The sequence below is a fragment of the Geodermatophilus obscurus DSM 43160 genome, from assembly GCF_000025345.1.
Classification (GTDB): Bacteria; Actinomycetota; Actinomycetes; order Mycobacteriales; family Geodermatophilaceae; genus Geodermatophilus; species Geodermatophilus obscurus.
Genome location: NC_013757.1, coordinates 3,849,490 through 3,872,804, shown reverse-complemented (window position 1 = coordinate 3,872,804; position 23,315 = coordinate 3,849,490). Strand labels below are relative to the sequence as shown.

Here is a 23,315-nt window from a genome sequence, read left to right as displayed (position 1 = left end):
CGCGGAACAGGGACAGGGACGTTCGATCCTGGTGACGGAGGTCCCGCCTCCCTAGGTTCACCCTGTGTCGGTGACGCCTGCGCGGCGGCCCGCCCAGCCGGGGACGAGCCTGCCCCTGCTGATGGCGGTGGACGACCACCCCGACCGGCTGGCGAAGGTCGAGCGAGAGCTGCGCAGCCGGTACGAGCGCGACTACCGCGTCCGCTGCCTGAGCTCGGTCGACGACGCGCTCACCGCACTGGAGGACCTCGCGACGGCCGGCGAGCAGGTCGCCCTGGTGCTCGCCGGCGAGGTGATCGGGGACACGCCCGGCACGACGCTGCTGGGCGAGGTGCGGCAGCTGTTCCCACACGCCGAGCGCGCGCTGCTCATCGCGAACAGCCACGTCGGGGCCCCGGACACCGCTGACGTGGTCCTCGAGGCCATCTCCCGTGGGCGCATCGACCACTGGGTGGTCCGGCCGGCACCGCCACGCGACGAGCAGTTCCACCAGGCCGTCGCGAGCTTCCTGCTCGAGTGGGCCGAGTCGCAGCGCGCGGCCCCGCACACGGTGGAGGTCGTCGGCGAGACCTGGTCCGGCCGGGCGTACGAGCTGCGCGAGGTGCTCGGGCGCTGTGCCCTGCCGCACCGGTTCCACCTGGCCGGCTCGGACGAGGGGCAGCGGCTCCTGGACGGCATGGGCGAGTGCCGGTTCCCGCTGATGATCATGCCCGACGGGTCGGTGCTGCAGGACCCCACCGACATCGAGATCGCCCGAGCCGCCGGGACGACGGTCGAGCCGCACGGCGAGAGCTACGACCTGGTGATCGTCGGCTGCGGACCCGGGGGGTTGTCCGCCGCCGTGTACGGCGCGTCCGAGGGGCTGCGCACGCTGGTCATCGACTCCGGTGGCCTCGGCGGGCAGGCCACGTCGAGCTCGTCGATCCGCAACTACCTCGGCTTTCCACGCGGTGTCAGCGGCGGCAACCTCGCCCGCCGGGCCTACGAGCAGGCGTGGGTGTTCGGCGCCCGCTTCGCGTTCATGCAGCCGGTCACCAGGCTGCGGCGCGAGCGCGACGCGACCGTGCTGGAGATCGCGCACGGTGGGGTGGTGGCCGCGCGCGCCGTCGTCCTGGCGACGGGCGCCAGCTACCGCCGCCTCGGCGTCCCCTCCCTGGAGGCACTGATCGGCGCCGGCGTCTTCTACGGCGCCGCCGCGTCGGAGGCCCCGCTGGTGTCCGGCGAGGAGGTCGTCGTCGTCGGCGGTGCCAACTCCGCCGGGCAGGCCGCCCTGCACCTCGCCCGCTGGGCCAAGCGGGTGACCCTCGTGGTGCGCGCCGCGTCGCTGACCGCCGGGATGTCGCACTACCTGGTCCGCGCGGTGGAGGAGGCACCCAACATCGAGGTCCGGACCGGCACCGAGGTCGTCGACGGCGGTGGCGACGGCTGGCTGGACCACCTGGTGCTGCACCACCGCGGGAGCGCCGAGGTGGAGCGGGTCGACGCCTACGGCCTCTTCCTCATGATCGGTGCCCGGCCGCACACCGACTGGTTGCCCCCGATCGTCGAGCGGGACGCCGACGGCTTCGTCATGACCGGCCCGGACCTCAGCGACGACGCGCGCCGGGCCTTCGGGCGCCCGCCGGTGCCGCTGGAGACCAGCGTCCCGGGGGTGCTCGCGGCCGGGGACGTCCGCCACGGGTCGGTGAAGCGCGTGGCCTCCGCCGTGGGGGAGGGCTCGATCGCCATCCGGTACGTGCACCGGCTGCTCGCGACCTGACCCCTCGCGCCGGTCAGGACGGCGGCTGCCCGCCGATGACACCGGCGACCACCGCGGCCGCCGCGTGACCGGCGCGGACGGCGTCCAGCACGGGCACCCCGGCGCGCCAGCCGGCCAGCACCCCGGCGGCGAAGGCGTCCCCGCAGCCGGTGGTGTCGCGCAGCCGCCCCTGCGGCAGCGGCTCCACCGGCACCTGCCAGGCGCCGGCTCGCGCCAGCACCCGGGTCGGCTGCGCACCGGCGTGCACCAGCGCGAGCGCCGGCGCCCACGGGGGCAGGTCGCCGGTCAGCCCCAGTTCCGACGCCTCGGCGGCGTTGCAGAAGAGGACGTCGGGTCGCAACCCGGCGAGCATGCCGGCGTAGGCATCCGGCCCGTGGCTCGCGATCCGGGTCGCCGCGGCGACGTCGACGCTGACCGGCGCACCGGCGTCACGGGCAGCCGCCGCCGCGGTCCGCAGGGCCTCGGGGAATCGTAGCACGTCGTATCCGTCGAGGTGGACGACGGCGGCGCCGGCCACCCACTCCGCGCGGACGTCGGCCGGCTCCAGCCCGCCCTCCCCGCGGTCGGTGAGCAGCGTCCGCTCGCCGTCCGGGTGGACCAGCACCGTCGACAGCGGCGCCCGGCCGCGGCGCACCACCGCCGTCTCCACCCCGCGCTCCGCCAGCGCGGTCAGCAGCCCGTCGGCCAACGGGTCCGCACCGGCCCAGCCCGCCAGCCGCGCCGGCACACCCAGGCGGACCACGCCGGCCGTCACGTTGGCCGGCGCCCCGCCTGCCGTCGTCGTCCGCACGACCCGCTGCTGCCCGCCGACCACCAGGGGCGCGGACAGCTGCAGCAGCTGGTCGGCCACCAGCTTGCCCAGCGCCACCACCGGGCCGGGGCCCGCGGGGCGCGGCCACCGGGGGGTGTCTGCGTGCGGCACGGGGCCAGGGTGCACCAGCCGGGGTCGAGCTCCGCCCGCGCCGGCGCCCCCGGCGCGTCCGCCGGCCTCAGCTCCGGACCGGCATCTCCACCGGGACGGCGGAGCGCTCGGTGCCGGCCGCGGCGGCCAGCTCGTCGACGGCCCGCCGCAGCGCGCCGGCGATCGAGGATCCGGGCAGCCGGGCGGCGACCGCCCGCTCGACGCTCGTGTAGTACCAGAGCAGCTCCTCGCGGCCGGCGTTGAACGTCGTCCAGAAGTCCTGCCCGTAGCGGCGGACGTCGGCGGCGATGCACAGGCCGTTGTGCGTCTTGTCGGCCGCGGTGACCAGCAGCGCGTCGGCCGGCTTGGTCGCCAGGCCCTCGACGTAGCGGCGCTTGCGCTCGGGCCACGGCCCGCTGCGGTTGCCGTCGGCGTCCAGCCCGTCCGAGCAGGCTTGCACGATGTCGGCCACGGCGTCGCCGAAGCGCTCGCAGATGTCCGCCAGCACCGCGCGGCCCTGACCCTCCGGCGCGTCCTCGACCGCGTCGTGCAGCAGCCCGGCGATCGCCTGGTCCTCGCTGCCGCCGTGCTCGAGCACCAGCGCGCTGACGCTCATCAGGTGCGTCAGGTACGGCACCTGCGAGCCCTTGCGCAGCTGCTCGCGGTGGTGCTCGGCGGCGAACTGCAGCGCCTGGTCGTAGCGCTCGCTCAGCGGTCCGGACCCCATCGTGCTCCGGGTCTCCAGCGTCGCGGTCATCCGTTCTCCTTCCCTCGCAGGACGGCGGTGACCCTCACCGCGACGTCCAGTGGCTCATCGGTCGTCCGGAACGGCACCTCGGTCGCGTCGGTCCCCGCCGTGCACCGGCCGTCGCCCGGTCCCCTCGTCGAGTCGCGGCTCCAGCTCTCCGCGTCGCTCACCGGTCACCCTGCTCGAGCCGGGCGAGCGCGGCGGTGAAGCTGTCGTTCCACAGACCCAGGTGCGGCCAGCGCTCGGCGACGTACGCCGTCGCTGCCTCCGGCGTCATCTCCTCCTCGCGCACCAGCCAGGCACGCAGCACCAGCCCGGTCCGCGAGGCGCCGCCGTGGCAGTGAACGAGCAGCCGGTGGCCCTCGGCGCGCAGCGCGGCCATGTCGTCCAGGACGTCGGCCAGCATGCCGTCGAGGTCGGCGTTGTGGTCGTTGTCGGCGATGTAGGCCATGCGGTGCAGCGTGTGGGGGAACGGCTCGCCGAGCCGGCACAGCGAGATGACGACGAAGTCCTGCTCGCTGTACCGGGCGCCGTCGAGGTTGCCCGCCCAGATGCCCGGCAGGACCTCCCGCGGACCGATCCGCGGGATCACCCCGGGGTCGTAGCTCTGCTGCGCGCCGCCGTCGAGCGCGGCCGCCAGCTGCTGCAGGCCGGCCAGCCGCCACACCCGATCGCCGGAGCCGGGGACCCGGCCGTGGACGACCGACGCCCAGCGCATCGGGATGCCACCCATGCCGTACACCGCCCCGGCCAGCCCGCCGGCGACCGCGGCGACGGTGTCGGTGTCCCCGCCCAGGTCGATGACCAGCCGCAGCACCTCGGCGAAGTCCCGGCCGTCCCGGAGCGCCCACACCGCCTGGCCGAGCGTCGGCCACACCGCGCCGTTGGACTCGGTCGCCCGCTCCGGCGTCCAGTCCGGCGCGAGCACGGTCGCCCACCGCTCGCGGTGCTCGCCGGCCACCGACTCCAGCGCCGCCGGGATCGCGGCCAGCGGGTCGCCGCCGCCGAGGGCCACCCGCACCAGCTCGTGGAAGACCGCGCAGCCCTCGCCGGCCGACGGGTCGCCGTGGGTGAGCGCCGAGATGCGGCGGGCGGCGTCCATGGTCGCCTCACGGCCGTTCCGGGCGAACCGGATGGCGGCCGGCGTCGTGCGCATCAGCGAGCCGTTGCCGGCCGCGTGCCCCGAGCGTGCGAAGTGCTCGGCCGCCGCCGTGTCCCACGGCAGGCCGGATCCGAGCACGGCGCGGGTCTGGTTGCCGATGTCCGGCGGGTCGGCCGCCGCCCAGGTGCGGAACCGGTCGAAGAGGTCGGCCTCGTCCAGACCGCCGCGCTCCACCAGCGACGTCGCGACCAGCAGCGCCATCTGCGTGTCGTCGGTGAACTCGCCGGGCTCCCACCCCGGCGACCCGCCACCGCACATCTCGGTGCGCGCGCCACGAGCCGGCGTCGGGAAGGCTGCGGAGAACCGCCCGGGCGGGCCGAACTCGAACGGTGCGCCCAGCGCGTCCCCGACGGCCGAGCCGACCAGCGCGCCGGCAGCGCGGGACGAGCGGTGCATGCGCGGGGTCACCCGAGCCTCCTGCACGGGGTCGGGGTGCGGGCCCTGTCCGCCATGGCCACCGCCATTTCCAGAGTTAGCTCACTCCTGCGTCAACTACGAAGTTAGACGGAACCTGAGCTAATGTCAACGGCGTGTACCGCGACAGTTCGGGCAGGGCCCTGACCGACTACCCACGGCCGTCGGTCGCGGTCGACACCGCCGTCCTCACCGTGCCGGCCGGCGACCCCCGGCTGGCCGTGCTCCTCGTCCGCCGGGCGGGGGAGGAACGCCGGCGGCAGTGGGCGCTACCCGGCACGTTCCTGCACGAGGGGGAGACCCTGGCGGTCGCCGTCGGGCGGTCGCTGCGCGAGAAGGCGGGTCTGACGCCGGAGGCCGCGCCACGTCAGCTGCACGTCTTCGACGACCCGGACCGGGACGACCGCGGGTGGGTGCTGTCCGTCGCGCACGTCGCCGCGCTGCCGTGGCGGGTGGTCGCACCGGTGGTGGAGGCGCGACCGGAGGAGGTGTGCCTGCGGCCGGTGGACGACGTCCGGGGGCTGCTGTTCGACCACGACGACATCGTGCGGCGCGCGGTGGCCGACATGCGCTCGCAGTACGCCGAGCGACCCGATCCCGACGGGCTGCTGCAGGAGCCCTTCACGGTCCGCGAGCTCCACCGGCTGCACGAGGCGGTGACGGGTGGCCTCGGGTACTCGGCGGACACGTTCCGCCGGACCATGCTGCCCCTGCTCGAGGAGACGAAGCGGCGGTCGGAGGGCTCCGTGGGCAAGCCCGCCCAGCTCTACGTCCGCCGGTGAGAGCCGGGGCGCGGAGTCGACGCCGACATCAGGCGCTGACCTCCTCGTGCGTGTTCACCCCGGGGATGCGCCGCACCGAGCCCCAGCCGAAGCGGGCCCACACGACCAGCAGTGCGGCGCCGGCGAGCGATCCGAGGGTGTCGCGGAAGAGGTCGCCGTTGGTGTCGTCGTTGTCCTCGGACAGCTGCGTTCCGAACCACGCGTCCGACCGCCACTCGAACAGCTCCCACAGCGCCCCGATGGCGATGCCGAGGGCCGCGGTGACCACGCCGATGCCGACGTAGTGCCGCAGGTGCGTCTCGTCGCGGGGGTCCGGCACGACGTCCAGCCGGGCGAGCGCGATGTAGACGACCGGGGCCGTGAGCATCGGCAGGGTGAAGTGCACCAGGTCGTCGAAGCGGACGAACTCGTCGTAGAGGCCGAGCGTCTCGCCGAACCCCTGCAGCGCCATGCCGAGGGTCAGCGACAGGTCGTAGAGCCGGGGCAGGTTCACCAGCCGTGCGACGAGCGTGATGCTCCCGAGCGCGACCAGCAGCGCAGCCGACCCCCACTGCCCGTTCGCGGCGTACACCGCGGCCCCGGCGAAGACCACCAGCCGCAGGACGTCGATGCCGTCCCTGATCACCGGCGTCCAGTCACCCAGCAGCAGCGTGCGCCCGTCCATCTGGACGAACTACCCGCCACGGACGGCGCATGCTCGCCGTGTACGACGCTGTGTCACCGGAGTCCGCGGTCACCCAGGCGATCGGGGGAGGGTGGCGTCCAGGCCGCGCGGACCGCTGCGCCCCGGTGCTGCACTGTCCTCGGCCGGCCCGAGCCGGCCAGGGGGACCGCAGGACGGAGCACGGCATGACCGATCGCGAACTCGAGCCGACCGCCGCGAGCAGCAGCCGGACGGTGTCGTGCACCAGCCATGCCGCCGGCCACGCCGTCCACCCCACCCGCGTGCTGCTCTGCGACAACGGTCCGGACGACGTCTGGGCCCCGGTCGTCGTCATGGGTGCCGTCGGGAACGTGCTGACAGTCGCCTGCGGCGCAGAGCTCCGCCGCTACCGCAACCACGGCGCCGGCCGGCTGCTGGACCTGGTCGTCACCACCGGCCCCGACGCGCTGCTCAACGAGCAGTACGGACTGCTCTTCCTGCGCACCTGGCCGCAGGACGCCGCAGCGGTGTTCTCGTTGCAACCGGCCGACCAGCCGCCGCACCCCTGCCGCTGACGGCCCCGGCCCGTCGAGATCGCCGATCCCGCACGGCTACAGCGTCGTAGCCGTGCGGGATCGGCGATCTCGCCGCATCGAGGGGTCAGGCGACCCGGCGGGCGCCCGCGTAGCTCGGCATGGAGTCGAGCTTCATGACCTGGACCGGCTTGCTCGCGTTGAGGGCGTGCACGATCTGGCCGTTGCCGATGTACATCGCCACGTGCGAGACCGGGCTGTAGAAGAACACCAGGTCACCGGGCTGCAGGTTGGCCTTCGACACCGGGGCGCCGAACCCGGACTGGGCCTTCGAGGTGCGCGGGAGTGAGATGCCGGCCGCCTTGTAGGAGAAGGTGGTCAGCCCCGAGCAGTCGAAGGAGTTGGGGCCGGTGGCGCCGTACACGTACCGGTCGCCCACCTGGGCGAGCGCGGTGTTGACGGCGGTCTGCGCGGCGCTGCTGACCGCGGTGGCCGAAGCGGAAGCGGCGACGGCGGTGTGAGCCGAGGCCGGCAGGGGGGAGAGAGCGATCCCGGCGCCGGCGATGGCGGCGACGGCGACACCGCGGAACGAGCGACGAGCGAAGGACGTGCGGGCAGTCGTCATCGACGACGGTTCTCCTGTTCTCCACGACCGCCTACCGGGTTAGCTGACGGGTTCGGACGGGGGAGTCGCCCGGCGCGACGAGGTCGCGCTTCACCCCAGTGCTGCGGTGGGTCCCCGGCCTGCGCACCGGTCATCGACCGGTGCACGGTTCGGCGGCGTCCGGCGGGTGTCACCAGGCAGGCGACGAACGGCCCTACGGACGGCGGGAACGGTAGGTGCGGCTCGTCCGCTGCGCCAAAGTCGGGCAGGTCCTCCGGACGGCGTCTCCTCCCGGACCGCGAATCGCCGTGCTGAGCTGCGCGAACAGCAACTGTGGACCAAAGGCCCTGTTTGCGAACCTGCAGGTCAGGACGTTGCCAGGGAGTTCGACCACATCCGGAGCGTCCGAACACCAGGTAACGGCGAGATAACGGTCGGCTGAGGGCCGGGTGAGCGATTGGACCGCTCTGCCATCGGGCACGACTACCAGGAACCGGATCGAGGAGGGGACGAGGACATGGCTGGCATGTTGAGGAAGGTCTTGGCGTCGGGGCTCGCGGCGAAGGTCATCCAGGAGGCCCGCAAGCCGCAGAACCAGGCGAAGATCAAGGAGTTCATCGCCAAGATGGGCGAGCAGAACAAGAAGCAGGGCGGCGGCCGGGGCTACGGCCGCGGGCCGGTGCGCTGACCGTTCCGCGCTGACCGCACGGCGACCCCCGCTCGCACCGGGCGGGGGTCGCCGTCATGCTCGGGGACCGTGCTGCGCATCGCCGTCCTCGACGACTTCCAGTCCGCCGCCGCCGAGTTCGCCGACTGGTCGCGTCTGCCGGAGGAGGCCGAGGTCGTCAGCTTCGCCGACCACGTCGACGACGAGGACGCCGTCGCTGACCGGCTGGCCGGGTTCGACGTCGTCGTCGCGATGCGCGAGCGCACCCCGTTCCCGCGCAGCCTCCTCGAGCGGCTACCCGAGCTGCGCCTGCTGGTCACCACCGGCGCGCGCAACGCCGCCATCGACGTCGCCGCCGCCGCAGACCTCGGCGTCCCCGTCTGCGGCACCGGCGCGCACCCCACCGGCACCGTCGAGCTGACCTGGGCGCTCGTCCTGGCGGTGGCCCGGCACGTCCCCGAGGAGGACGCCGGGCTGCGGGCCGGCGGCTGGCAGCGCACCGTCGGCACCGACCTCGCCGGCGCCACCCTCGGCGTGGTGGGCCTGGGCCGGCTCGGCACCCGGGTGGCGCGGATCGGCCAGGCCTTCGGGATGGACGTCGTCGCCTGGAGCCAGAACCTCACCGCGGAGCGCGCCACCGAGGCCGGTGTCCGCCGCGTGGAGCGCGACGATCTGTTCGCCACCGCCGACGTCGTCACCGTCCACCTGGTGCTCTCCGACCGCACCCGCGGGCTGGTCGGGCGCGACGAGCTCGCCCGCATGAAGCCCAGCGCGATCCTGGTCAACACCTCGCGCGGGCCGATCGTCGACGAGGCCGCACTGCTGCGAGCCCTGTCCGAGGGCCGCATCGCCGGCGCCGGCATCGACGTCTACGACCGCGAGCCGCTCCCCGCCGACTCGCCCCTGCGGAGGTCGCCGCGCACCGTGCTCACCCCGCACCTGGGCTACGTCACCCGCGACACCTACCGCGTCTTCTACGGCGACGCCGTCGAGGACGTCGCCGCGTTCCTCCGCGGCGAGCCGGTGCGGGTCATCGCGCCCGCGTGACTCGCGCCCGGCCCGGGTACCCCTCCGGGCCCGGCACGAGGAGGCCTGCGATGACCGAGGGCAACATGACCGGCCGCCCGTACGGCGGCGCCAACGAGCGACCCGACGACGACGTCCTGCCCGGCGAGCGCGCCGAGCCCGGCGAGGTCGGGCCCCCGTCGCAGCAGGAGGAACCGCGCGCGGCGCGGGACGGCGAGATGTCGACCAACCCGGGTGAGACCGGCAGCGGGGTCCCCGACACCGACCACCCGCTCGGCGGCCGGCAGGGCGGCGGCTGACCCGGCGCGGGCTACGGCCGCCCGGCGTGCGGGACGTCGACCTCGGTCGCCAGCAGCACCGCCTCGCGCGCCGGCGCCCGGTTGTGCTCGTAGAAGTCCGGCGCGCAGCACAGCAGCAGCGTGCGGCCGTCGTCCCCGCCGAGCATGCAGGCGAAGGCGCCGTGCCCCTCGGGGGCGGCGACCTCGTCGACGATCGCGCCGCCCTCGGCGACCCGCACCACCCGGCCGCCGACCGCGTCGGCCGCCCAGACGTGCCCCTCGGCGTCCAGCGCGCAGCCGTCCGGCGCCACCGTGAGCTGGCCGAGCACCTCCCCGGTGGTCCGGCCGGTCACCTCCGGCCCGAGCGGCGCCCACACGCGCCGGTTGGTCAGCGTGCCGTCGGCGCCGAGGTCGAAGGCGGTGTACCGGTTGCCGAGGGTCTCGCCGACGACGAGCGTGCCGCCGTCCGGGGAGACCACCATGCCGTTGGGGAACTGCAACCCGTCCGCGGCGACCGACACCGTGCCGTCGGGGTCGATGCGCTTCAGTGACGCGGTCCGGGCGTCCCCGCCACCCATCAGGTCGAAGCCGAAGTCGCCGACGAACACCTGGCCCGCGTCGGTGACCACCAGGTCGTTGAGGTGCCCGCCGCAGTGCTCGGTCAGGTCGGCGTGGGTCGACAGGGTCCCGTCGGCGTACCGCAGCACGCAGTGGTCCTTCATCGACACGACCACCAGTGACCCGTCGGGCAGCCAGCCCAGCCCCGAGGGCTGACCCTCCACCTCGACGACGACGGTCTCCGCGCCGTCCGGTGTCACCCGGTTGACCGTGTGCCGGTAGATGTCCGACACCCACCAGGAGCCCTCGTGCCAGCGCGGGCCCTCGAAGAACCCGCCGCCCTCCAGGACCGTCCTGAGCTGCTGCTCCGCCATGGCCCGGACAGTAGGTGACGCCGGTTCCGCACCGACGGGACGGTCGGGACGGCGGCCGCGCGGGGTCGTCGACCTGCTGACCCGGACCGGGCGGTCCGGCGCGCCGTTTCCGCAGCTGACCGGCCGGGCAGGCCCCGCGGACCCGCACCCGACAGTGAGGACGACGACCATGCAGGTCGGCTACAAGCTCGCGACCGAGGCCTTCGGGCCGGAGGAGCTCGTCCGCCAGACGATCCGCGCCGAAAAGGCGGGCTTCGACTTCGTCGAGATGAGCGACCACTTCCACCCGTGGCTCGACGTCCAGGGCCACAGCTCGTTCACCTGGTCGGTGCTCGGGGCGATGGCGGCGCGGACCGAGCGGATCGGCCTGGCCACCGGCGTCACCTGCCCGATGATCCGCTACCACCCGGCCGTGATCGCCCAGGCCGCGGCGACGGTGCAGCTCCTCTCCGGCAACCGCTTCACCCTCGGCATCGGCTCCGGCGAGCGGCTCAACGAGCACGTGGTGGGCGCCGGCTGGCCGGCGGTGCACAAGCGGCACGAGATGCTCCGCGAGGCGCTGGAGATCATCCGGCTGCTGTGGCAGGGCGGCTACCGGTCCTACGACGGGCGGTACCTGCAGCTGGAGGACGCCCGCCTGTTCGACCTGCCCGACCAGCTGCCGGTCATCGCGGTCGCCTCCGGCGGGCGCAGGGCCTCGGCCATCGCCGCCGAGCTCGGCGACGGGCTGTTCGCCACCGAGCCGCGCAGCGACCTGGTCGAGGCCTACCGGGGCGCCGGTGGCTCGGGACCGCGCTACGCCGAGGTGCCGGTGGCGTGGGCGGCCGACGAGGACTCCGCCGTCCAGGCCGCCCTGGAGACCGCCCGCTGGGCGGTCACCGGCTGGAAGGTGATGAGCGAGCTGCCGAACCCGGTCAACTTCGACGCGGCCAGCGCCACGGTGAAGCCGGAGGACATCCGGCAGCAGTTCTCCGTCGGCCCGGACCTCGACGCGCACGTGCAGCAGGCGCAGCCCTACGCGGACGCCGGCTTCGACCACCTGGTGCTGCAGAACACCGGCCCGGACCCCGACGGCTTCCTCGACGTCTGCGAGCGCGAGCTCATCGGGCGGGTCCGCGCGCTGACGCCGTCGTCCTGAGGAAGGACCCCGTCCTCCTCACCACTCGCAAGCTCGCGGCGAGCCTCGGGACGGGGCCGGGCCGGCGTCCCGGGCGGGACGCCGGCCGGTGCGGTGGCGGAGGAGCGCCCTCAGGTCACGCCGAGGGGGACCGGTCGCCCGGTGGGCCGCGCCGCCGGCCCGTCGAGCAGGTGCCCCATGCCCACCACGCGCAGCAGGCGCGCGGTGAAGGGCGCGGGTCCGACCAGCTGCAGGGTGCAGCCCCGGCTGTCGGCCAGGGCCTCCCCGGCGGCGAGCACCCGCAGCCCCTCGGCGTCGCAGAAGGTGATGCCCGAGGTGTCGACGGTCCAGGTGCGGTGGCCGGTCAGGGCGAGCGCGTCCAGGGCGTCGCTCAACCGGTGGGCGACGGCGCGATCGAGCTCACCGGCGGCCGTGATACGGCCGGTCTGCAGGTCGATCGAGAGGAGCAGCGGGCGGCAGCGGTCCTCGACCCGGCGCCTCGGCATGACACGTGTGCTCATTGCGTGTCTCCCTGGGGAACGCGGTGACGACCGTGCGACCGGCCGACGCATTGCTGCGGACTGAGCGTCCCGGCCGGTGGTTCGACCGACGACAACGGTAACCAGTCGCCCGCCGGTCAGCCAGCGCACGATCCGATGGTGCGCAACCCGCACCGTGCCGACACGCCGGTGACCCCAATGGCGCGGCCCGCGCCACCCGGGCGCCGCGGCCGCGCCGGCCCACCACGGTTCGGCTGGAGCGAGGCTTGCGGGGCGCCGGTCGGGGTAGCTCGTCGTCCGTGAGCGAGACGACGAGCGGCCGCGTCAGCAAGGTCGAGGCCGCGGACGTGGAAGCCGGACAGATGGGGCAGCGGTACCTGGCCGCGGGTGCCCAGGTCGGGATGCGCCTGTGGGCCGCGCAGCCGCCCAGCGAGGGCAAGCCCGAGGCAGCCCGGGAGTACGAGACGGTGGGGTACGTCGTCACCGGGCGGGCCCGGCTGCGCGCCGAGGACCAGACGCTGGAGCTGGGGCCGGGCGACTCCTGGGTGGTGCCGGCCGGGGTGAGCCACACCTACGAGATCGTCGAGGCCTTTACCGCGGTGGAGGCCACCTCCCCGCCCGCGCAGCAGGCCGGCCGGGACGCCCCACCCGACTGAGCCACCGCCACGCTCGTGCTCTGCCCACGATCGCGGGCAGAGCACGACCTTCAGTCGCCCTTGACGTTGACCACCTGGCGCAGCGTGTGCCGCACCTCCACCAGGTCGGCCGCGTCGGCCATGACCTGGTCGATGGGCTTGTACGCGTCGGGGTGCTCGTCGAGGAAGGCGTCCGAGCGGCCCCAGGCGATGCCCCGCATGCGCCGGTCGAGGTCGGCGCGGGTGAACATCCGCCGCGCGGCACCCCGCGAGTGGTTGCGCCCGGCGCCGTGCGGCGCCGAGGTCAGCGACTCGACGTTCCCCTTGCCGACGACGACGTAGGACGCCGCGCCCATCGAGCCGGGGATCAGCCCCCACTGCCCGGTCCGCGCGGAGATCGCGCCCTTGCGGGACAGCCACACCTCGGTGCCGTGGTGGGTCTCCCGCTCGGTGTAGTTGTGGTGGCACTGCACGACCTGCGCCCGGTGCACCTCCTCGGTGAGGAAGCGGGAGACCTGCTCGGCGAGGCGGTCCATCATCTCCTCGCGGTTCAGCGCGGCGAACCGCTGCGCCCAGTGCAGCGCCTCGATGTAGGCGTCGAACTCCGGCGTTCCCTCCTTCAGGTAGGCGAGGTCGCGGTCGGGCAGGTCCCTGTCGGCGCACCGCTCCTGCGCCACCCGGATGTGCTTGGACGCCAGCCGGTTGCCCACGCCGCGCGAGCCCGAGTGCAGGAACAGCCACACCCGGTCGGCCTCGTCGAGGCAGACCTCGATGAAGTGGTTGCCCGACCCCAGCGAGCCCAGCTGCAGCGGCCAGTTGTGCGCGACGCCGTCGGCCTGCGCGGCACCCGGCAGGTCGCGCAGCTCCTCGACCCGCGCCGCCGCGGTCTCGCGCAGCTTCTTGTTGTAGCGGCCGGCCGACAGCGGGATGGCCCGGGAGACCTGCTCGTGCAGCGTCGCCAGGTTCCGGCCGCGGACGTCGTCGCCGGTGAACTGCGTGCGCACCGCCATCATCCCGCAGCCGATGTCCACCCCCACCGCCGCCGGGATGACGGCCCGGTCGGTCGGGATCACCGAGCCGACGGTGGCCCCCAGCCCGAGGTGCGCGTCGGGCATCAGCGCCACGTGCGGGTGGATGAACGGCATCGAGGCGGTGCGCTCGGCCTGCGTGCGGGTGGTTGGCTCGAGGATCGACGCCCAGTTGAGCAGCCGGTCGTTGATCTTCTCCATGGCTTCTGGTCGTGGCCCTCTCGTCCCGGGTGGGTGGCGCGGCGGTGGGGCAGGTCAGCCCCGCCGTCGCTCCACGCACTACCCGGTCGAGGCGGTCAGTCGTCGTGCTTGTCGCGACCGCGTCCGCGGTCCCCGTCCTTCTCCTTGTCCTTCCCGCGGTCCCCGTCGTCGCTTCCCGACCCGGCGGTCGGTGCGGCCGTGGGCGCCGGTGCCGGCGGGGGAGGCGGCGGCGGGGGGACCGCGTGGGTGACCGTCACCGTCGTCCCGACCGGGACCTCACCGGTCGGTGCCAGCGCGAGGACCTGCCCGGCGGGGACGTCGGCCCGTTCGACGGCGACCAGCGCGACCGTCAGGTCCAGGCCGGTGAGCCACGCGTGCACCTCGGCCACCGACGAACCGACGTGCGCGGCCGGGTCCACCCGGACGAAGGTGCCCGTGACCCGCGGCGCCGCGGACGTCACCGGCGCGGTCGTCGCGGGAGCGGCCGCCGGGGCCGCGGGGGCCGGGACGTCGCGCGAGCCGAGCACCAGCCCGGTGACGACGAGCGCGGTGGCCACCAGCCCGACGAGCACCGGCACCACCAGCCGGCGCACCGGGCCGCGGTCGTCGGCCTCCTCGGCCTCCTCGTCGTCGAGCCCGGGGACGACCGGGGCGACGGCGGCGGCCGCGACCGGGCTGACCGGCAGCGTCGCGGTGGCCGGCTGGGGTGCGGGGACGACGGGCAGCACGCGGGTCGCCGTCCGCTCGTCGGCCGGCTCGGGTGCGCGGCCCGCGGCGGCGTCGGCGACGGCGGCGACCAGCGCGGCGCCGTCCGGGATCCGCGTGGCCGGATCGGTGGCGAGGGTGCGCTCGACCAGCTCGCGGACCGGTGCGGGGACGTCGGCCGGCAGCGGCGCGGGCGTCTCCGAGACCCGCCGCATCGCGACCTCGACCGGGTCCGGTCCGTCGAAGGGACGGCGGCCGGCGAGGCACTCGTAGGCGACCGTGCCCCACGCGTAGACGTCGACGGCGGGGGTGGCCTTCTGCCCCTGCACCAGCTCCGGCGCGAGGTACTGCGCCGTCCCGACGACGTGGCCGGTGCGGGTGACGGTGGCGTTCGCGGCCGACCAGGCGATGCCGAAGTCGGTGATCTTCACGGTGCCGTCGGAGCGGACCAGCAGGTTGGCCGGCTTCACGTCGCGGTGCACGATCCCGGCCGCGTGCGCGGCGCCCAGCCCGGCGGCGACCTGGCCCAGCAGCTCCAGCGTCCGCTCCGGCGTCAGCCGCCCCTCCCGCCGCAGCACCGCCGACAGCGGCTCGCCGTCGACCAGCTCCATGACCAGGTAGACCAGCCGGTCGCCGCCGGGGGACGCCGGCTCGACCTCCCCGTAGTCGTGCAGGACGGCGACGTTCGGGTGGGTGAGACCGGCCGACAGCCGCGCCTCGGTGCGGAAGCGGGTCAGGAAGACCGGGTCGCCGGTGAACTCGCTCTTGAGCACCTTGGCCGCCACCTCGCGGCCGAGCACCCGGTCCTGCGCGCGCCACACCTCGCCCATGCCGCCGGTCGCGATGAGCGACCGGAGCTCGTAGCGGTCCTGGAGGACGTCCCCTGCGGCCGCCATGCTCAGGCGGGGTCGACCAGGCGCAGCGGCGGGCGCGGCGTCAGCCGCTTCTCCAGCGTGACCCGGTGCCGCCCGTCGGGCTCGTGCCGGAAGTCCAGCCGGTCGACCAGCGCCTGCATGAGCAGCAGGCCGCGGCCGTCCTCCAGCGGCGTGCGCTCGTCGCCCTCGGGGAGAGCGGCGGGGTCGAAGCCCTCGCCGTCGTCGACGACGCTGATCCGGCACAGCCGGTCGTCGATGGACACCGCGACCTCGTACAGGACGTGCTCCCCGGCGTGCTGGACGACGTTGGCGCAGGCCTCGGTGAGCGCCAGCGAGATCTCCTCGACCACCGTGCGCTCGACATCGAGGTGCTCCAGGGCCTGGCGGCAGAGCCCGCGGATGAAGGGGACGCTGCCGGTGTCCACCGGGAGGTGGACGGTGAAGGCGATGTCCATGCCGCGTCCACCCCTCCCGCCCGAAGGCATCTAGGCTGCTCAGGTTCCGCGTCGTCGATGGGAGGACCGAGCCGTGCAGTTCGACGTCGAACGGACGACGGTCCTCGGGCGGCCGGCGCTGACAGTACGCGGCGAACTGGACATCGCGACCGCCCCGCACCTCGCGGAGGCCTTCGAGTCCCAGCTGTCCCAGCAGCCGCAGTGCCTGGTCGTCGACCTGACCGACACGACGTTCATGGACAGCTCGGGCGCGCGGCAGCTGGCGCGCATCGCCCGCCGCGCCGCTGCCGACGGGGTCTCCCTCGAGGTGGTCTGCCCCAGTGCCAACCGGCCGGTGCGGCTGGTGGTGGACCTGCTGGACCTGCGGGCGCTGGTGCCGATCGTCGAGTCGCCCAGCCTGACGGACGACGAGGTCGGTCCGTAGGGTCGGGCGGCGATGACGTCGATCGCGAGCACTCCCCGACCCGAGGTCCCCGGGGTCGACGACGACGCGCTGCAGCGCTGCGCCGATGAGCCGATCGCCGTTCCCGGCGCGATCCAGCCGCACGGCGCGCTGCTCGCGGTCACCGAGCCCGACCTCGCCGTCGTCGCCTCGGCCGGCGCCGCCGACGTCCTGGGCACGCAGCCGGCATCGCTGGCCGACGTGCTCGCCCCCGCCGACCTCGACCGGCTGCGCGCCGGCCTCGCCGGGGACCTCACCGAGCTCAACCCGCTGCGGGTGACCGTCGCCGGCTCGGAGCTCGACCTCGTCGTCCACCGCGCCGACGGGCTGCTGGTCACCGAGTGGGAGCCGCTCGCCGGCGCCGAGCAGGCCGGCGCGGCCTGGCACCGGCGGCTGCCGCGGGTGCTGCAGCGGCTGTCGGCCGCCGGCACCCTCGAGGAGCTCACCGCGACGCTGGCCCGCGACGTCCGGGCGCTCACCGGCTTCGACCGGGTGATGGTCTACCGCTTCGACCCCGAGTGGAACGGCGAGGTGGTCGCCGAGGACCGGCGCGCGGACCTCGAGCCCTTCCTCGGCCTGCGCTACCCGGCCAGCGACATCCCCGCCCAGGCCCGCGCGCTGTACGCCACCAACTGGCTGCGGCTGATCCCCGACGCGACCTACCGGCCGGTGCCGCTGGAGCCGGGCGCGAACCCGGTCACCGGCCGGCCCCTGGACCTCTCCGCCGCCGTGCTGCGCAGCGTCTCGCCGGTGCACCTGGAGTACCTGGCCAACATGGGCGTCGTCGCGTCGATGTCGGTCTCGCTCGTCGACCGCGGCCGGCTGTGGGGGCTGATCGCGTGCCACTCCTACAGCGGCCCGCACCGCCCCTCCTACGCCGACCGGGTCGCCGCGGAGTTCCTCGGCCGGACCGCCTCGCTGCTGCTGCACACCACGGTCGAGGCCGGCGAGCAGGGCCGCGTGGTCGCCGTCGCCCAGCGGCAGGCCGAGCTGGTCGCCGCGCTCGGCCGCACCCCGCGGGCGCCGGCGCAGGCGCTCACCGGGGGGACGCCCACGGCGCTGGACCTGCTGCCCGCCGCCGGCGCCGCCGTCCGCCTCGACGGCCGGCTGCACCTGCTGGGCAGCACCCCGCCGGCCGATCGGGTGCCCGGCCTGGTCGCCGCTCTGCTGGCGCAGGGGCGCCCGGCCACCGACGCGCTCGGCACCCTCGTGCCCGCGGCCGCGGACGTCGCCGACACCGCCAGCGGTCTGCTCGCCGTCGAGGTCGGCGGCGGGCGCGGCGACTTCCTGGCCTGGTTCCGGCCGGAGACCCCGCGCGAGGTCACCTGGGGCGGCAACCCGCACACGCCCAAGACGGTCGAGACCGGGACCGGGCCCCGGCTGAGCCCGCGCCGCTCGTTCGCCGCCTGGCGGGAGACGGTGCGCGGAACGGCGGCGCCGTGGCACCAGCACGAGATCGCCGCCGCCCGGGCGCTGGCCGCGCACCTGACGGAGTCGGCGCTGCAGCGGGCGACCGAGGACGACCGGCTGGCCGCGGCGCTGCAGCGGACGCTGCTGCTCGAAGCACTGCCCGAGGTCCCGGGCGTCGCGCTGGCCGTCCGCTACCGGCCCAGCGCCGCGGACGTCGTCGGCGGCGACTGGTACGACCTGGTGCCGCTGCCCAGCAGCCGGCTGGCGATCGTGCTGGGGGACGTCGCCGGACACGGCCTCGCCGCCGCCTCGGTCACCGCGCAGCTGCGGCACGCGCTGCGGGCCCACCTGCTGCGCGACCGTGGTCCCGCCGCCGCGCTGCAGGGGCTCGGCGAGGTGATCGCGGCGCTGCTGCCCGGGGAGCTGGCCACCGCGGTCGTCGCCGAGCTGGACCCCGGGACCGGGGACGTCGCCGTCGCCAGCGCCGGCCACCTGCCGGTGCTGCACGCGACGGTCGACGGGGTGCGGCTGCTCGGCGAGGGGCGGGGCCCGGCGCTGGGTCTGCTCGACGAGGTGGACTACGCCGAGACCCGCTTCCGGCTGGCCGGCCCCGATCGGCTGCTGCTCTACAGCGACGGCCTGGTGGAGCGCCGCGACGTCCCGCTGCCGGACCGGCTGGACGCGCTGTGCGCCGCCGCCGCCGCCGGCAGCGAGCCCGACGCGCTGCTGGACGACGTGCTCGCCGCGCTCGACCCGCCGGACACCGACGACGTCACGCTGGTCGGCCTCGGCCGCACCTGAGGCGGCAGACACCGAGGGCGTGGGCCGTGCTCGAGCCGCACCGGACCCGCCGCGACAGGTGTCTCCCGCGGGAACTCGTGCTCTGCCCACCACGGTGGGCAGAGCACGAGCTGCGGAGGAGAAGTCGGCCGGGCGTTGATGCGGTGTCACCGGGAGCGGTTGTCGACCTCCGCACGGCCCGGGACCGGCGGCTGGCGACGCACGCCGGCGACGAACCGCTGCGTCCGGTCGCCCGGGTCGTCCTCACCGTCCGCCGCGTGTCGCCCGGCGGTGGGGAGCGCGAACTCGGCGGTCTCGTCCAGCAGGTGCTTGGCCACGATGAGGGTCCTTCCGTGCGTGGTCCCTCCCGAGGCTAGGGGCTGGGCCCGGGGAGCCCGGGGCGCACGGGACGGCGGTGTGCGGGTGGGACTCCTGGGGAGCAGGAGCTCCGTCAGTCGGCGCGGCGACGGCGGCGGAACGGGGAGTCGCCGCGGCTGCGGGCGAACGACTCGGCCAGCTCCCGCGGCCAGCCGTCGTCGACGAGCAGCAGCTCCAGCCGCCGGCCGAGCACCTGGTCCACGTCGCCGGGCGGCAGCTCGGAGCCGAACACCACCTCGCGCAGCGCCCACCCGCGCCCGGCGCCGTCCCCGGTCGCGACCGCCTCGGCCAGGGCCCCGACGCCGGCCACGTCCAGGCGCAGCGCCGCCCACCGCAGCGCCGCCGGCAGCGCCGAGACCGGGACGGCGTCGCCCAGCCGGGCGAGCCAGCCGGGGTCGGCGACGAGCAGGTGGCCGAGCAGCGCGCCGTGCTCGGCCGTCCACCCGCCGCCGGACCGCCACTGCGCGACCAGCGCGTCGCCCACGACCGGACGGCGGGTGGCCAGCAGCGCCAGCTCCCACGTCTCGCCGGTGAGCCCCAGCAGCGGCAGGTCCACCCCGAGCGTCAGCGCCTGCTCGACCAGCAGGCCGGCCGCCCGGTCGAGCCGGTCCACCCGGCGCCCGCGGCGCACCTCGTCGGCCAGCGCCGCGCACAGGTCCCGCTGCCCGATGCCGGCGACCTCGACGAAGAACTCGGCCGGGCCCTCGGCGCCGTCGAACACCTCGTCCAGCAGCGCCGCCAGCACCCGGCCGCGGACCAGCTCGGCGACCGCCGGCCACCGGTCCACCGCCGCCCGCAGCGCCGCCTCGACCGCCGGGCTGCCCGCGGCGGCCTCCAGGGCGACGGCCGCGTTGCTCCTCCGGGCCAGCCAGCCCGGCGCGGCCGAGGACTCCAACACGCTCGCCACCTGGTCGGCCGACAGCGCGGCGGCGTCCTGCTCGGCCCAGGCGTCGGCGAACAGCCACGCGTCGAGCCGGCGCAGGTCGGCCAGGTCGTCGGGCGCGAGCTCGCCCTTGCTCGCCGCCTCGAGCAGCGTGCGGGCGCGCTCGGTGTCGTGCGGCCCGGCCGCTGCCGGCGCCGGCGAGTCGGTGAGCTGCACGCGCACCGGCGCGGTGTCGCCGTCGTCCTCCCGCGTGCCGGCCTGCAGCGAGACGCCGGCGGTCAGCGCGCGCGGCAGGACGGCGACGAGCACCTCGGCCACCTCCCGTCCCGATGCCGTCCGCACGGGTAGCGCGCAGCTGCCCGCGCCCCGGGCGAGGGTGGCCAGCAGCCCGGCCAGCGGCGGGGTCAGCGCGTCGACCTCGTCGGGGGTGAGCGCCGGCGCGGCCCGGTCGGCGGCCGCCACCCGCAGCGGCGGCAGCTCGGCGGTGGGGGAGGAGTCCTCGGGCAGCGCGTCGAGGAACCGCCCGGCCCGGCGCAGTGCCAGCAGTTCCCGGGCGCCGAGCCGGCCGCTGGCATCCCACAGCAGGTGCACCAGGTAGTTGCCGGGGCGGCCGAAGCCGTCGGCCCGGGCGGCGACCGCGCGGTAGAGCACCCGGCCCGTGCCGCGGAAGAGCACTCCGTAGGCCTCGCCGTCCGCGGGCCGGAAGCCGACCAGCGCGCCGAGCGCCTTGCGGGTCCGGCCGACCTCGGCCGGCCAGTCCGCCGAGTGCGCGTAGACGCCGAAACCCGGCCCCTCCAGCGTGCGGCTGGCCGAGGTGTAGAGCGCCTGCGGGCAGGCCCGGCTGCTCACCGCGACCACTCCCCGCGCAGGCCGGCGCCGTACTCCTCGGCGTCCCGGGACTCGGCGTCGAGGCCCTCCTCGGACAGGAAGCCGGCGCGGGCCAGCAGCACCAGCAGCGGGTCGAGCACGCCGACCGGCGCGATCCGCGGGTAGCCGCCGTCCCGGGCGTCGGCACCGGTGGCCGAGACCGCGTGCACGGTGGGCCGGGGCAGCCGGTGCAGGACCGCCGTCAGCAGGTTCGACCCGCCGCTGACCTCGAGGAAGTCGACCAGCCGGGAGCTGGTGGTCCGCACGTCGGCGAACCAGTGCGCCAGCGGCATCGCGCGCAGGTCCGGGTCGCGCAGCGTCTCGGCCGGGAAGTCCGGCACGCCGCGCAGCTTGTCGGCCTTGCTCAGGACGACGGCCGTCGCGACGTCGTCCAGGTGCGCGTCGGGGGGCAGGTTGCGGGCGGCGCGCAGCACGTTGGCCAGGTTGACCACCATCTGGGTGTGCCGGGCCAGGCCCATCGAGTCCTCGCCGGGGTCGGCCAGCGAGCGCAGCCGCGGGAAGACGCCGGGGGAGAGGACGAGGAGCAGCGAGTCCGCGGCGTAGAGGAACTTGCCGTACAGGCCCATGTCCTCGCTGCGGTAGAGCTGCTCGCCCGAGGCGTCGAAGAACACCAGGTTGACCGTGCGCTCGGCGCCGTTCCGGCCGGTGCCGCGCAGCACGAGCATGAACGGGTCGGGGGAGCTGCCCTCGCCCAGCAGCGGCAGGGTCAGCGGCAGCTGCTGGTGCTGCACGAGCAAGCGGTAGCGGTGGTCGTCGAAGCGGGCGGCGCTCTCCTCGTCCATCTCCACGGAGATGCCGAGCGGCGCCAGCGCCCCCTCGTGCAGCAGGTCGATGAGCACCGTCAGGTAGGTGCTCTTCGACGCGCCGGTCAGCCCGACCAGGCCGACGACGACCGTCGGCCGGTCGAGGTACTCCGGCGGCAGCCGGTGCCCGCGCGGGCAGGTCGGCACCACGTTGGCCGCGGCCGCGTACGCGGCGTCCCGGACGGTGGGCAGCGGCAGCGGATCGGTGCGCAGCGGGTCGAGCAGCCGCTGCCAGCGGGTCCGGCGCTCTACCGGCGGCCGGGTCGGCGCACCGGTGGCGTCGCGCCACACCGGCGCGGTCAGGGGCTCCAGGCAGCGCGGGCAGACGCGGCGGCGCATCGTCAGCGGACGAACAGCGCGAAGAACACGACGGTGGTCACGGCGAGGATCGCCAGCAGCAGCCGCTGGCGCTCGCGGAACCGCTGGCGGCGCGCATCGAGCCGCTGCTGGGCCAGCGCACGCTCGTACAACCCGGACACGGTGCTCCTCCTCGGGGGTCGGGGCTCAGGACACCACGCTCGTCACACCAGGGCTCGTCACACCACGGCTCAGAACACCGCGTGGTACAGCACGGCGAGCAGCAGCCCGGCGACGATGCCCAGCAGCACCATCGCGGCGGCGGCCACGGCGAAGCCGCTCCACGTGTCGGCGACCGCCCGTTCCAGCCGGGCCAGCTCGTAGCGCGCCGCCTCGGTCACGGCACCGAGGGACTGCAGGTCGCGCACCGTCGTCCGCGGGTCGGGGATCTGCGAGGTCTCGCCGAGCCAGCGGGTGCGCTGCTCCACCTGGCGGGCCAGCTGGGCCACGGTCGGACGGCGCTCGGGGTTGAAGCGCAGCGCCTTCTCCACGCTGTCGAGCAGGTTGGGTGGCACCCGGGTCAGGTCGAGCCGGCCGGCCCGCAGTGCCAGGTAGTAGTCGGAGTCCGGCATCGTGTCGTCGGGGTCCACCGGGTGCACCGCGCCGGCCGCGAACGCGATGACCATGCCCCAGCTGTAGACGTCGCTGGCCTCGGTGAGCACCGCGCCCGCCAGTTGCTCGGGGCTGGCGAACAGCTTGGTGCCCAGCGCCGCCATCCCGGTGGTCGCGGTGCCCGACGGCGGCTCCGGGCCGATGTAGCGGCTGATCCCGAAGTCGACCAGCCACACGTCGTCCCCGGCGATGATGATGTTGCCCGGCTTCACGTCCCGGTGGACGACGCCGGCGGCGTGCACGTCGCGCAGCGCGCGCAGCAGGCCGATGGCGATCCGGCGCAGCTCCTCGGCGTTGAGCCCGCCCGCGCGGTGCGCCATGAACTCGTCCAGCGGCGTACCGGAGACGTAGTGCTGCACGTAGTAGGGCGCCCCGGCCTCGAGGTCCTGGTCGACGATCGCGGCGACCCGGGAGCTCTTCACGCGGGCGGCGTTCTCCACCTCGCGGGCCAGCCGCTTGCGGGCCAGCTCCGGCGCCCCCTCGGGCAGCCGCTTGATCACGACCAGCGCGCCGGCGGCCCCGGCCGAGCCGACGAACACGTCGGCGCCCTGGCCGCCGCGGGGCAGCCGGCACAGCAGGTCGTAGGGACCGATGCGGTCCGGGTCGCCGGGTTCGAGCAGGCCGATCTGGCGGGTCCCGGCCAGGTCGGCGACCGCTCCGGCGGAGTTCAGCGCCTCGTCCACGCGGTACGGCCTCCCATCGACGGCGGCGGGGCCGAGGCTAGGTCCCCTACCTGGGAGCGAGGTGGGAGTCGGCCGCCCGTGCATCCATCCGGTCCCACCAGGGTGCACGCATCC

At 75.3% G+C, this 23,315-nt stretch carries 25 protein-coding genes and 1 riboswitch; of the genes, 10 read left to right on the top strand and 15 right to left on the bottom strand.

The genetic code is table 11. The annotated features are described in order from the left end of the window. Positions 1-70: 70 nt before the first annotated feature. Positions 71-1,759 (top strand): NAD(P)/FAD-dependent oxidoreductase, encoded by a 1,689-nt coding sequence (locus GOBS_RS18020; RefSeq protein WP_243697533.1) that lies wholly within the window; start codon positions 71-73, stop codon positions 1,757-1,759. Between the two features lie 13 nt (positions 1,760-1,772). Here the strand turns inward: GOBS_RS18020 and GOBS_RS25655 are convergent, their stop codons facing one another. From GOBS_RS25655 to GOBS_RS18005, 3 genes are all read right to left on the bottom strand, one after another. Next, positions 1,773-2,681 carry a carbohydrate kinase family protein gene (locus tag GOBS_RS25655; RefSeq protein ID WP_049788367.1) on the bottom strand — a complete coding sequence of 303 codons (909 nt, stop codon included), beginning with the start codon at positions 2,679-2,681 and terminating at the stop codon, positions 1,773-1,775. 67 nt (positions 2,682-2,748) lie between these two features. Next, complete coding sequence (locus GOBS_RS18010) at positions 2,749-3,417, bottom strand: HD domain-containing protein (RefSeq protein WP_012949699.1); 669 nt, start codon at positions 3,415-3,417, stop codon at positions 2,749-2,751. 157 nt (positions 3,418-3,574) lie between these two features. Further along, positions 3,575-4,978, bottom strand: a complete 1,404-nt coding sequence (locus GOBS_RS18005; protein WP_012949697.1) for an ADP-ribosylglycohydrolase family protein — start codon at positions 4,976-4,978, stop codon at positions 3,575-3,577. Between the two features lie 122 nt (positions 4,979-5,100). On the opposite strand from GOBS_RS18005, the gene GOBS_RS18000 reads away from it, so the two are divergent. Beyond that, positions 5,101-5,766, top strand: coding sequence for an NUDIX hydrolase (locus GOBS_RS18000; RefSeq protein ID WP_012949696.1), 666 nt, complete (start codon positions 5,101-5,103; stop codon positions 5,764-5,766). A gap of 28 nt (positions 5,767-5,794) precedes the next feature. Here the strand turns inward: GOBS_RS18000 and GOBS_RS25650 are convergent, their stop codons facing one another. After that, positions 5,795-6,430, bottom strand: coding sequence for a DUF2238 domain-containing protein (locus GOBS_RS25650; protein WP_012949695.1), 636 nt, complete (start codon positions 6,428-6,430; stop codon positions 5,795-5,797). Positions 6,431-6,615: 185 nt separating this feature from the next. Here GOBS_RS25650 and GOBS_RS17990 point away from each other — a divergent pair, with 185 nt between their 5' ends. Continuing rightward, positions 6,616-6,984, top strand: coding sequence for a hypothetical protein (locus GOBS_RS17990; RefSeq protein WP_012949694.1), 369 nt, complete (start codon positions 6,616-6,618; stop codon positions 6,982-6,984). Positions 6,985-7,069: 85 nt separating this feature from the next. Here the strand turns inward: GOBS_RS17990 and GOBS_RS17985 are convergent, their stop codons facing one another. Then, on the bottom strand, positions 7,070-7,567 hold the full coding sequence (locus tag GOBS_RS17985) for a C40 family peptidase (protein ID WP_049788366.1): 498 nt from the start codon (positions 7,565-7,567) through the stop codon (positions 7,070-7,072). A gap of 12 nt (positions 7,568-7,579) precedes the next feature. Continuing rightward, a riboswitch (cyclic di-AMP (ydaO/yuaA leader) is annotated at positions 7,580-7,732 on the bottom strand. A gap of 331 nt (positions 7,733-8,063) precedes the next feature. Here GOBS_RS17985 and GOBS_RS27705 point away from each other — a divergent pair. The 3 genes from GOBS_RS27705 to GOBS_RS17975 all read left to right on the top strand — a co-directional run bounded on the left by GOBS_RS27705 (position 8,064) and on the right by GOBS_RS17975 (position 9,538). Then, positions 8,064-8,234, top strand: a complete 171-nt coding sequence (locus GOBS_RS27705; protein ID WP_012949693.1) for a hypothetical protein — start codon at positions 8,064-8,066, stop codon at positions 8,232-8,234. 69 nt (positions 8,235-8,303) lie between these two features. Continuing rightward, positions 8,304-9,260 (top strand): D-2-hydroxyacid dehydrogenase family protein, encoded by a 957-nt coding sequence (locus GOBS_RS17980; RefSeq protein WP_012949692.1) that lies wholly within the window; start codon positions 8,304-8,306, stop codon positions 9,258-9,260. Between the two features lie 50 nt (positions 9,261-9,310). Beyond that, a complete protein-coding gene (locus GOBS_RS17975) occupies positions 9,311-9,538 on the top strand; it encodes a hypothetical protein (protein ID WP_012949691.1) in 228 nt (75 codons plus the stop codon). 11 nt (positions 9,539-9,549) lie between these two features. Here the strand turns inward: GOBS_RS17975 and GOBS_RS17970 are convergent, their stop codons facing one another. Further along, a complete protein-coding gene (locus tag GOBS_RS17970; protein ID WP_012949690.1) occupies positions 9,550-10,449 on the bottom strand; it encodes an SMP-30/gluconolactonase/LRE family protein in 900 nt (299 codons plus the stop codon). A 169-nt stretch (positions 10,450-10,618) separates the two neighbouring features. Here GOBS_RS17970 and GOBS_RS17965 point away from each other — a divergent pair, with 169 nt between their 5' ends. Next, positions 10,619-11,587, top strand: a complete 969-nt coding sequence (locus GOBS_RS17965) for a TIGR03557 family F420-dependent LLM class oxidoreductase (protein WP_012949689.1) — start codon at positions 10,619-10,621, stop codon at positions 11,585-11,587. A gap of 110 nt (positions 11,588-11,697) precedes the next feature. Here GOBS_RS17965 and GOBS_RS17960 read toward each other — a convergent pair whose 3' ends face one another. Further along, positions 11,698-12,087: an STAS domain-containing protein gene (locus GOBS_RS17960; protein ID WP_012949688.1), complete on the bottom strand. Its 390-nt coding sequence runs from the start codon at positions 12,085-12,087 to the stop codon at positions 11,698-11,700. Between the two features lie 278 nt (positions 12,088-12,365). Here GOBS_RS17960 and GOBS_RS17955 point away from each other — a divergent pair, with 278 nt between their 5' ends. Beyond that, positions 12,366-12,722 carry a cupin domain-containing protein gene (locus GOBS_RS17955; protein WP_012949687.1) on the top strand — a complete coding sequence of 119 codons (357 nt, stop codon included), beginning with the start codon at positions 12,366-12,368 and terminating at the stop codon, positions 12,720-12,722. 50 nt (positions 12,723-12,772) lie between these two features. On the opposite strand, the gene GOBS_RS17950 is transcribed toward GOBS_RS17955, so the two are convergent. The 3 genes from GOBS_RS17950 to GOBS_RS17940 all read right to left on the bottom strand — a co-directional run bounded on the left by GOBS_RS17950 (position 12,773) and on the right by GOBS_RS17940 (position 15,965). Next, on the bottom strand, positions 12,773-13,930 hold the full coding sequence (locus GOBS_RS17950; RefSeq protein ID WP_012949686.1) for an RtcB family protein: 1,158 nt from the start codon (positions 13,928-13,930) through the stop codon (positions 12,773-12,775). 95 nt (positions 13,931-14,025) lie between these two features. Next, complete coding sequence (locus GOBS_RS28945) at positions 14,026-15,531, bottom strand: serine/threonine-protein kinase (protein ID WP_012949685.1); 1,506 nt, start codon at positions 15,529-15,531, stop codon at positions 14,026-14,028. Positions 15,532-15,533: 2 nt separating this feature from the next. Continuing rightward, positions 15,534-15,965 (bottom strand): ATP-binding protein, encoded by a 432-nt coding sequence (locus tag GOBS_RS17940; RefSeq protein WP_012949684.1) that lies wholly within the window; start codon positions 15,963-15,965, stop codon positions 15,534-15,536. A 73-nt stretch (positions 15,966-16,038) separates the two neighbouring features. On the opposite strand from GOBS_RS17940, the gene GOBS_RS25645 reads away from it, so the two are divergent. Beyond that, positions 16,039-16,389: an STAS domain-containing protein gene (locus tag GOBS_RS25645; protein ID WP_012949683.1), complete on the top strand. Its 351-nt coding sequence runs from the start codon at positions 16,039-16,041 to the stop codon at positions 16,387-16,389. Positions 16,390-16,401: 12 nt separating this feature from the next. Next, positions 16,402-18,618: a SpoIIE family protein phosphatase gene (locus tag GOBS_RS17930; RefSeq protein WP_012949682.1), complete on the top strand. Its 2,217-nt coding sequence runs from the start codon at positions 16,402-16,404 to the stop codon at positions 18,616-18,618. A gap of 146 nt (positions 18,619-18,764) precedes the next feature. Here the strand turns inward: GOBS_RS17930 and GOBS_RS27695 are convergent, their stop codons facing one another. The 5 genes from GOBS_RS27695 to GOBS_RS17915 form a co-directional block, all read right to left on the bottom strand. Then, positions 18,765-18,935, bottom strand: coding sequence for a hypothetical protein (locus tag GOBS_RS27695; protein ID WP_012949681.1), 171 nt, complete (start codon positions 18,933-18,935; stop codon positions 18,765-18,767). A 113-nt stretch (positions 18,936-19,048) separates the two neighbouring features. After that, positions 19,049-20,707 carry a GAP1-N2 domain-containing protein gene (locus tag GOBS_RS17925; RefSeq protein ID WP_012949680.1) on the bottom strand — a complete coding sequence of 553 codons (1,659 nt, stop codon included), beginning with the start codon at positions 20,705-20,707 and terminating at the stop codon, positions 19,049-19,051. Next, on the bottom strand, positions 20,704-21,888 hold the full coding sequence (locus GOBS_RS17920) for a TRAFAC clade GTPase domain-containing protein (protein WP_012949679.1): 1,185 nt from the start codon (positions 21,886-21,888) through the stop codon (positions 20,704-20,706). Before GOBS_RS17920 ends, GOBS_RS17925 begins: the two co-directional genes overlap by 4 nt. 2 nt (positions 21,889-21,890) lie before the next feature. Further along, positions 21,891-22,028 (bottom strand): hypothetical protein, encoded by a 138-nt coding sequence (locus tag GOBS_RS27690; protein WP_012949678.1) that lies wholly within the window; start codon positions 22,026-22,028, stop codon positions 21,891-21,893. Positions 22,029-22,097: 69 nt separating this feature from the next. Next, on the bottom strand, positions 22,098-23,201 hold the full coding sequence (locus GOBS_RS17915) for a serine/threonine-protein kinase (RefSeq protein ID WP_012949677.1): 1,104 nt from the start codon (positions 23,199-23,201) through the stop codon (positions 22,098-22,100). Positions 23,202-23,315: the final 114 nt, after the last annotated feature.

Coding starts and splice junctions, on each gene's coding strand:
- GOBS_RS25650 (WP_012949695.1), bottom strand. CDS start 6,430: ATGGACGGGCGCACGCTGCTGCTGGGTGACTGGACGCCGGTGATCAGG.
- GOBS_RS17975 (WP_012949691.1), top strand. CDS start 9,311: ATGACCGAGGGCAACATGACCGGCCGCCCGTACGGCGGCGCCAACGAG.
- GOBS_RS17985 (WP_049788366.1), bottom strand. CDS start 7,567: ATGACGACTGCCCGCACGTCCTTCGCTCGTCGCTCGTTCCGCGGTGTC.
- GOBS_RS18010 (WP_012949699.1), bottom strand. CDS start 3,417: ATGACCGCGACGCTGGAGACCCGGAGCACGATGGGGTCCGGACCGCTG.
- GOBS_RS17920 (WP_012949679.1), bottom strand. CDS start 21,888: ATGCGCCGCCGCGTCTGCCCGCGCTGCCTGGAGCCCCTGACCGCGCCG.
- GOBS_RS17950 (WP_012949686.1), bottom strand. CDS start 13,930: ATGGAGAAGATCAACGACCGGCTGCTCAACTGGGCGTCGATCCTCGAG.
- GOBS_RS17940 (WP_012949684.1), bottom strand. CDS start 15,965: ATGGACATCGCCTTCACCGTCCACCTCCCGGTGGACACCGGCAGCGTC.
- GOBS_RS17970 (WP_012949690.1), bottom strand. CDS start 10,449: ATGGCGGAGCAGCAGCTCAGGACGGTCCTGGAGGGCGGCGGGTTCTTC.
- GOBS_RS17960 (WP_012949688.1), bottom strand. CDS start 12,087: ATGAGCACACGTGTCATGCCGAGGCGCCGGGTCGAGGACCGCTGCCGC.
- GOBS_RS27705 (WP_012949693.1), top strand. CDS start 8,064: ATGGCTGGCATGTTGAGGAAGGTCTTGGCGTCGGGGCTCGCGGCGAAG.
- GOBS_RS17990 (WP_012949694.1), top strand. CDS start 6,616: ATGACCGATCGCGAACTCGAGCCGACCGCCGCGAGCAGCAGCCGGACG.
- GOBS_RS17930 (WP_012949682.1), top strand. CDS start 16,402: ATGACGTCGATCGCGAGCACTCCCCGACCCGAGGTCCCCGGGGTCGAC.
- GOBS_RS17965 (WP_012949689.1), top strand. CDS start 10,619: ATGCAGGTCGGCTACAAGCTCGCGACCGAGGCCTTCGGGCCGGAGGAG.
- GOBS_RS28945 (WP_012949685.1), bottom strand. CDS start 15,531: ATGGCGGCCGCAGGGGACGTCCTCCAGGACCGCTACGAGCTCCGGTCG.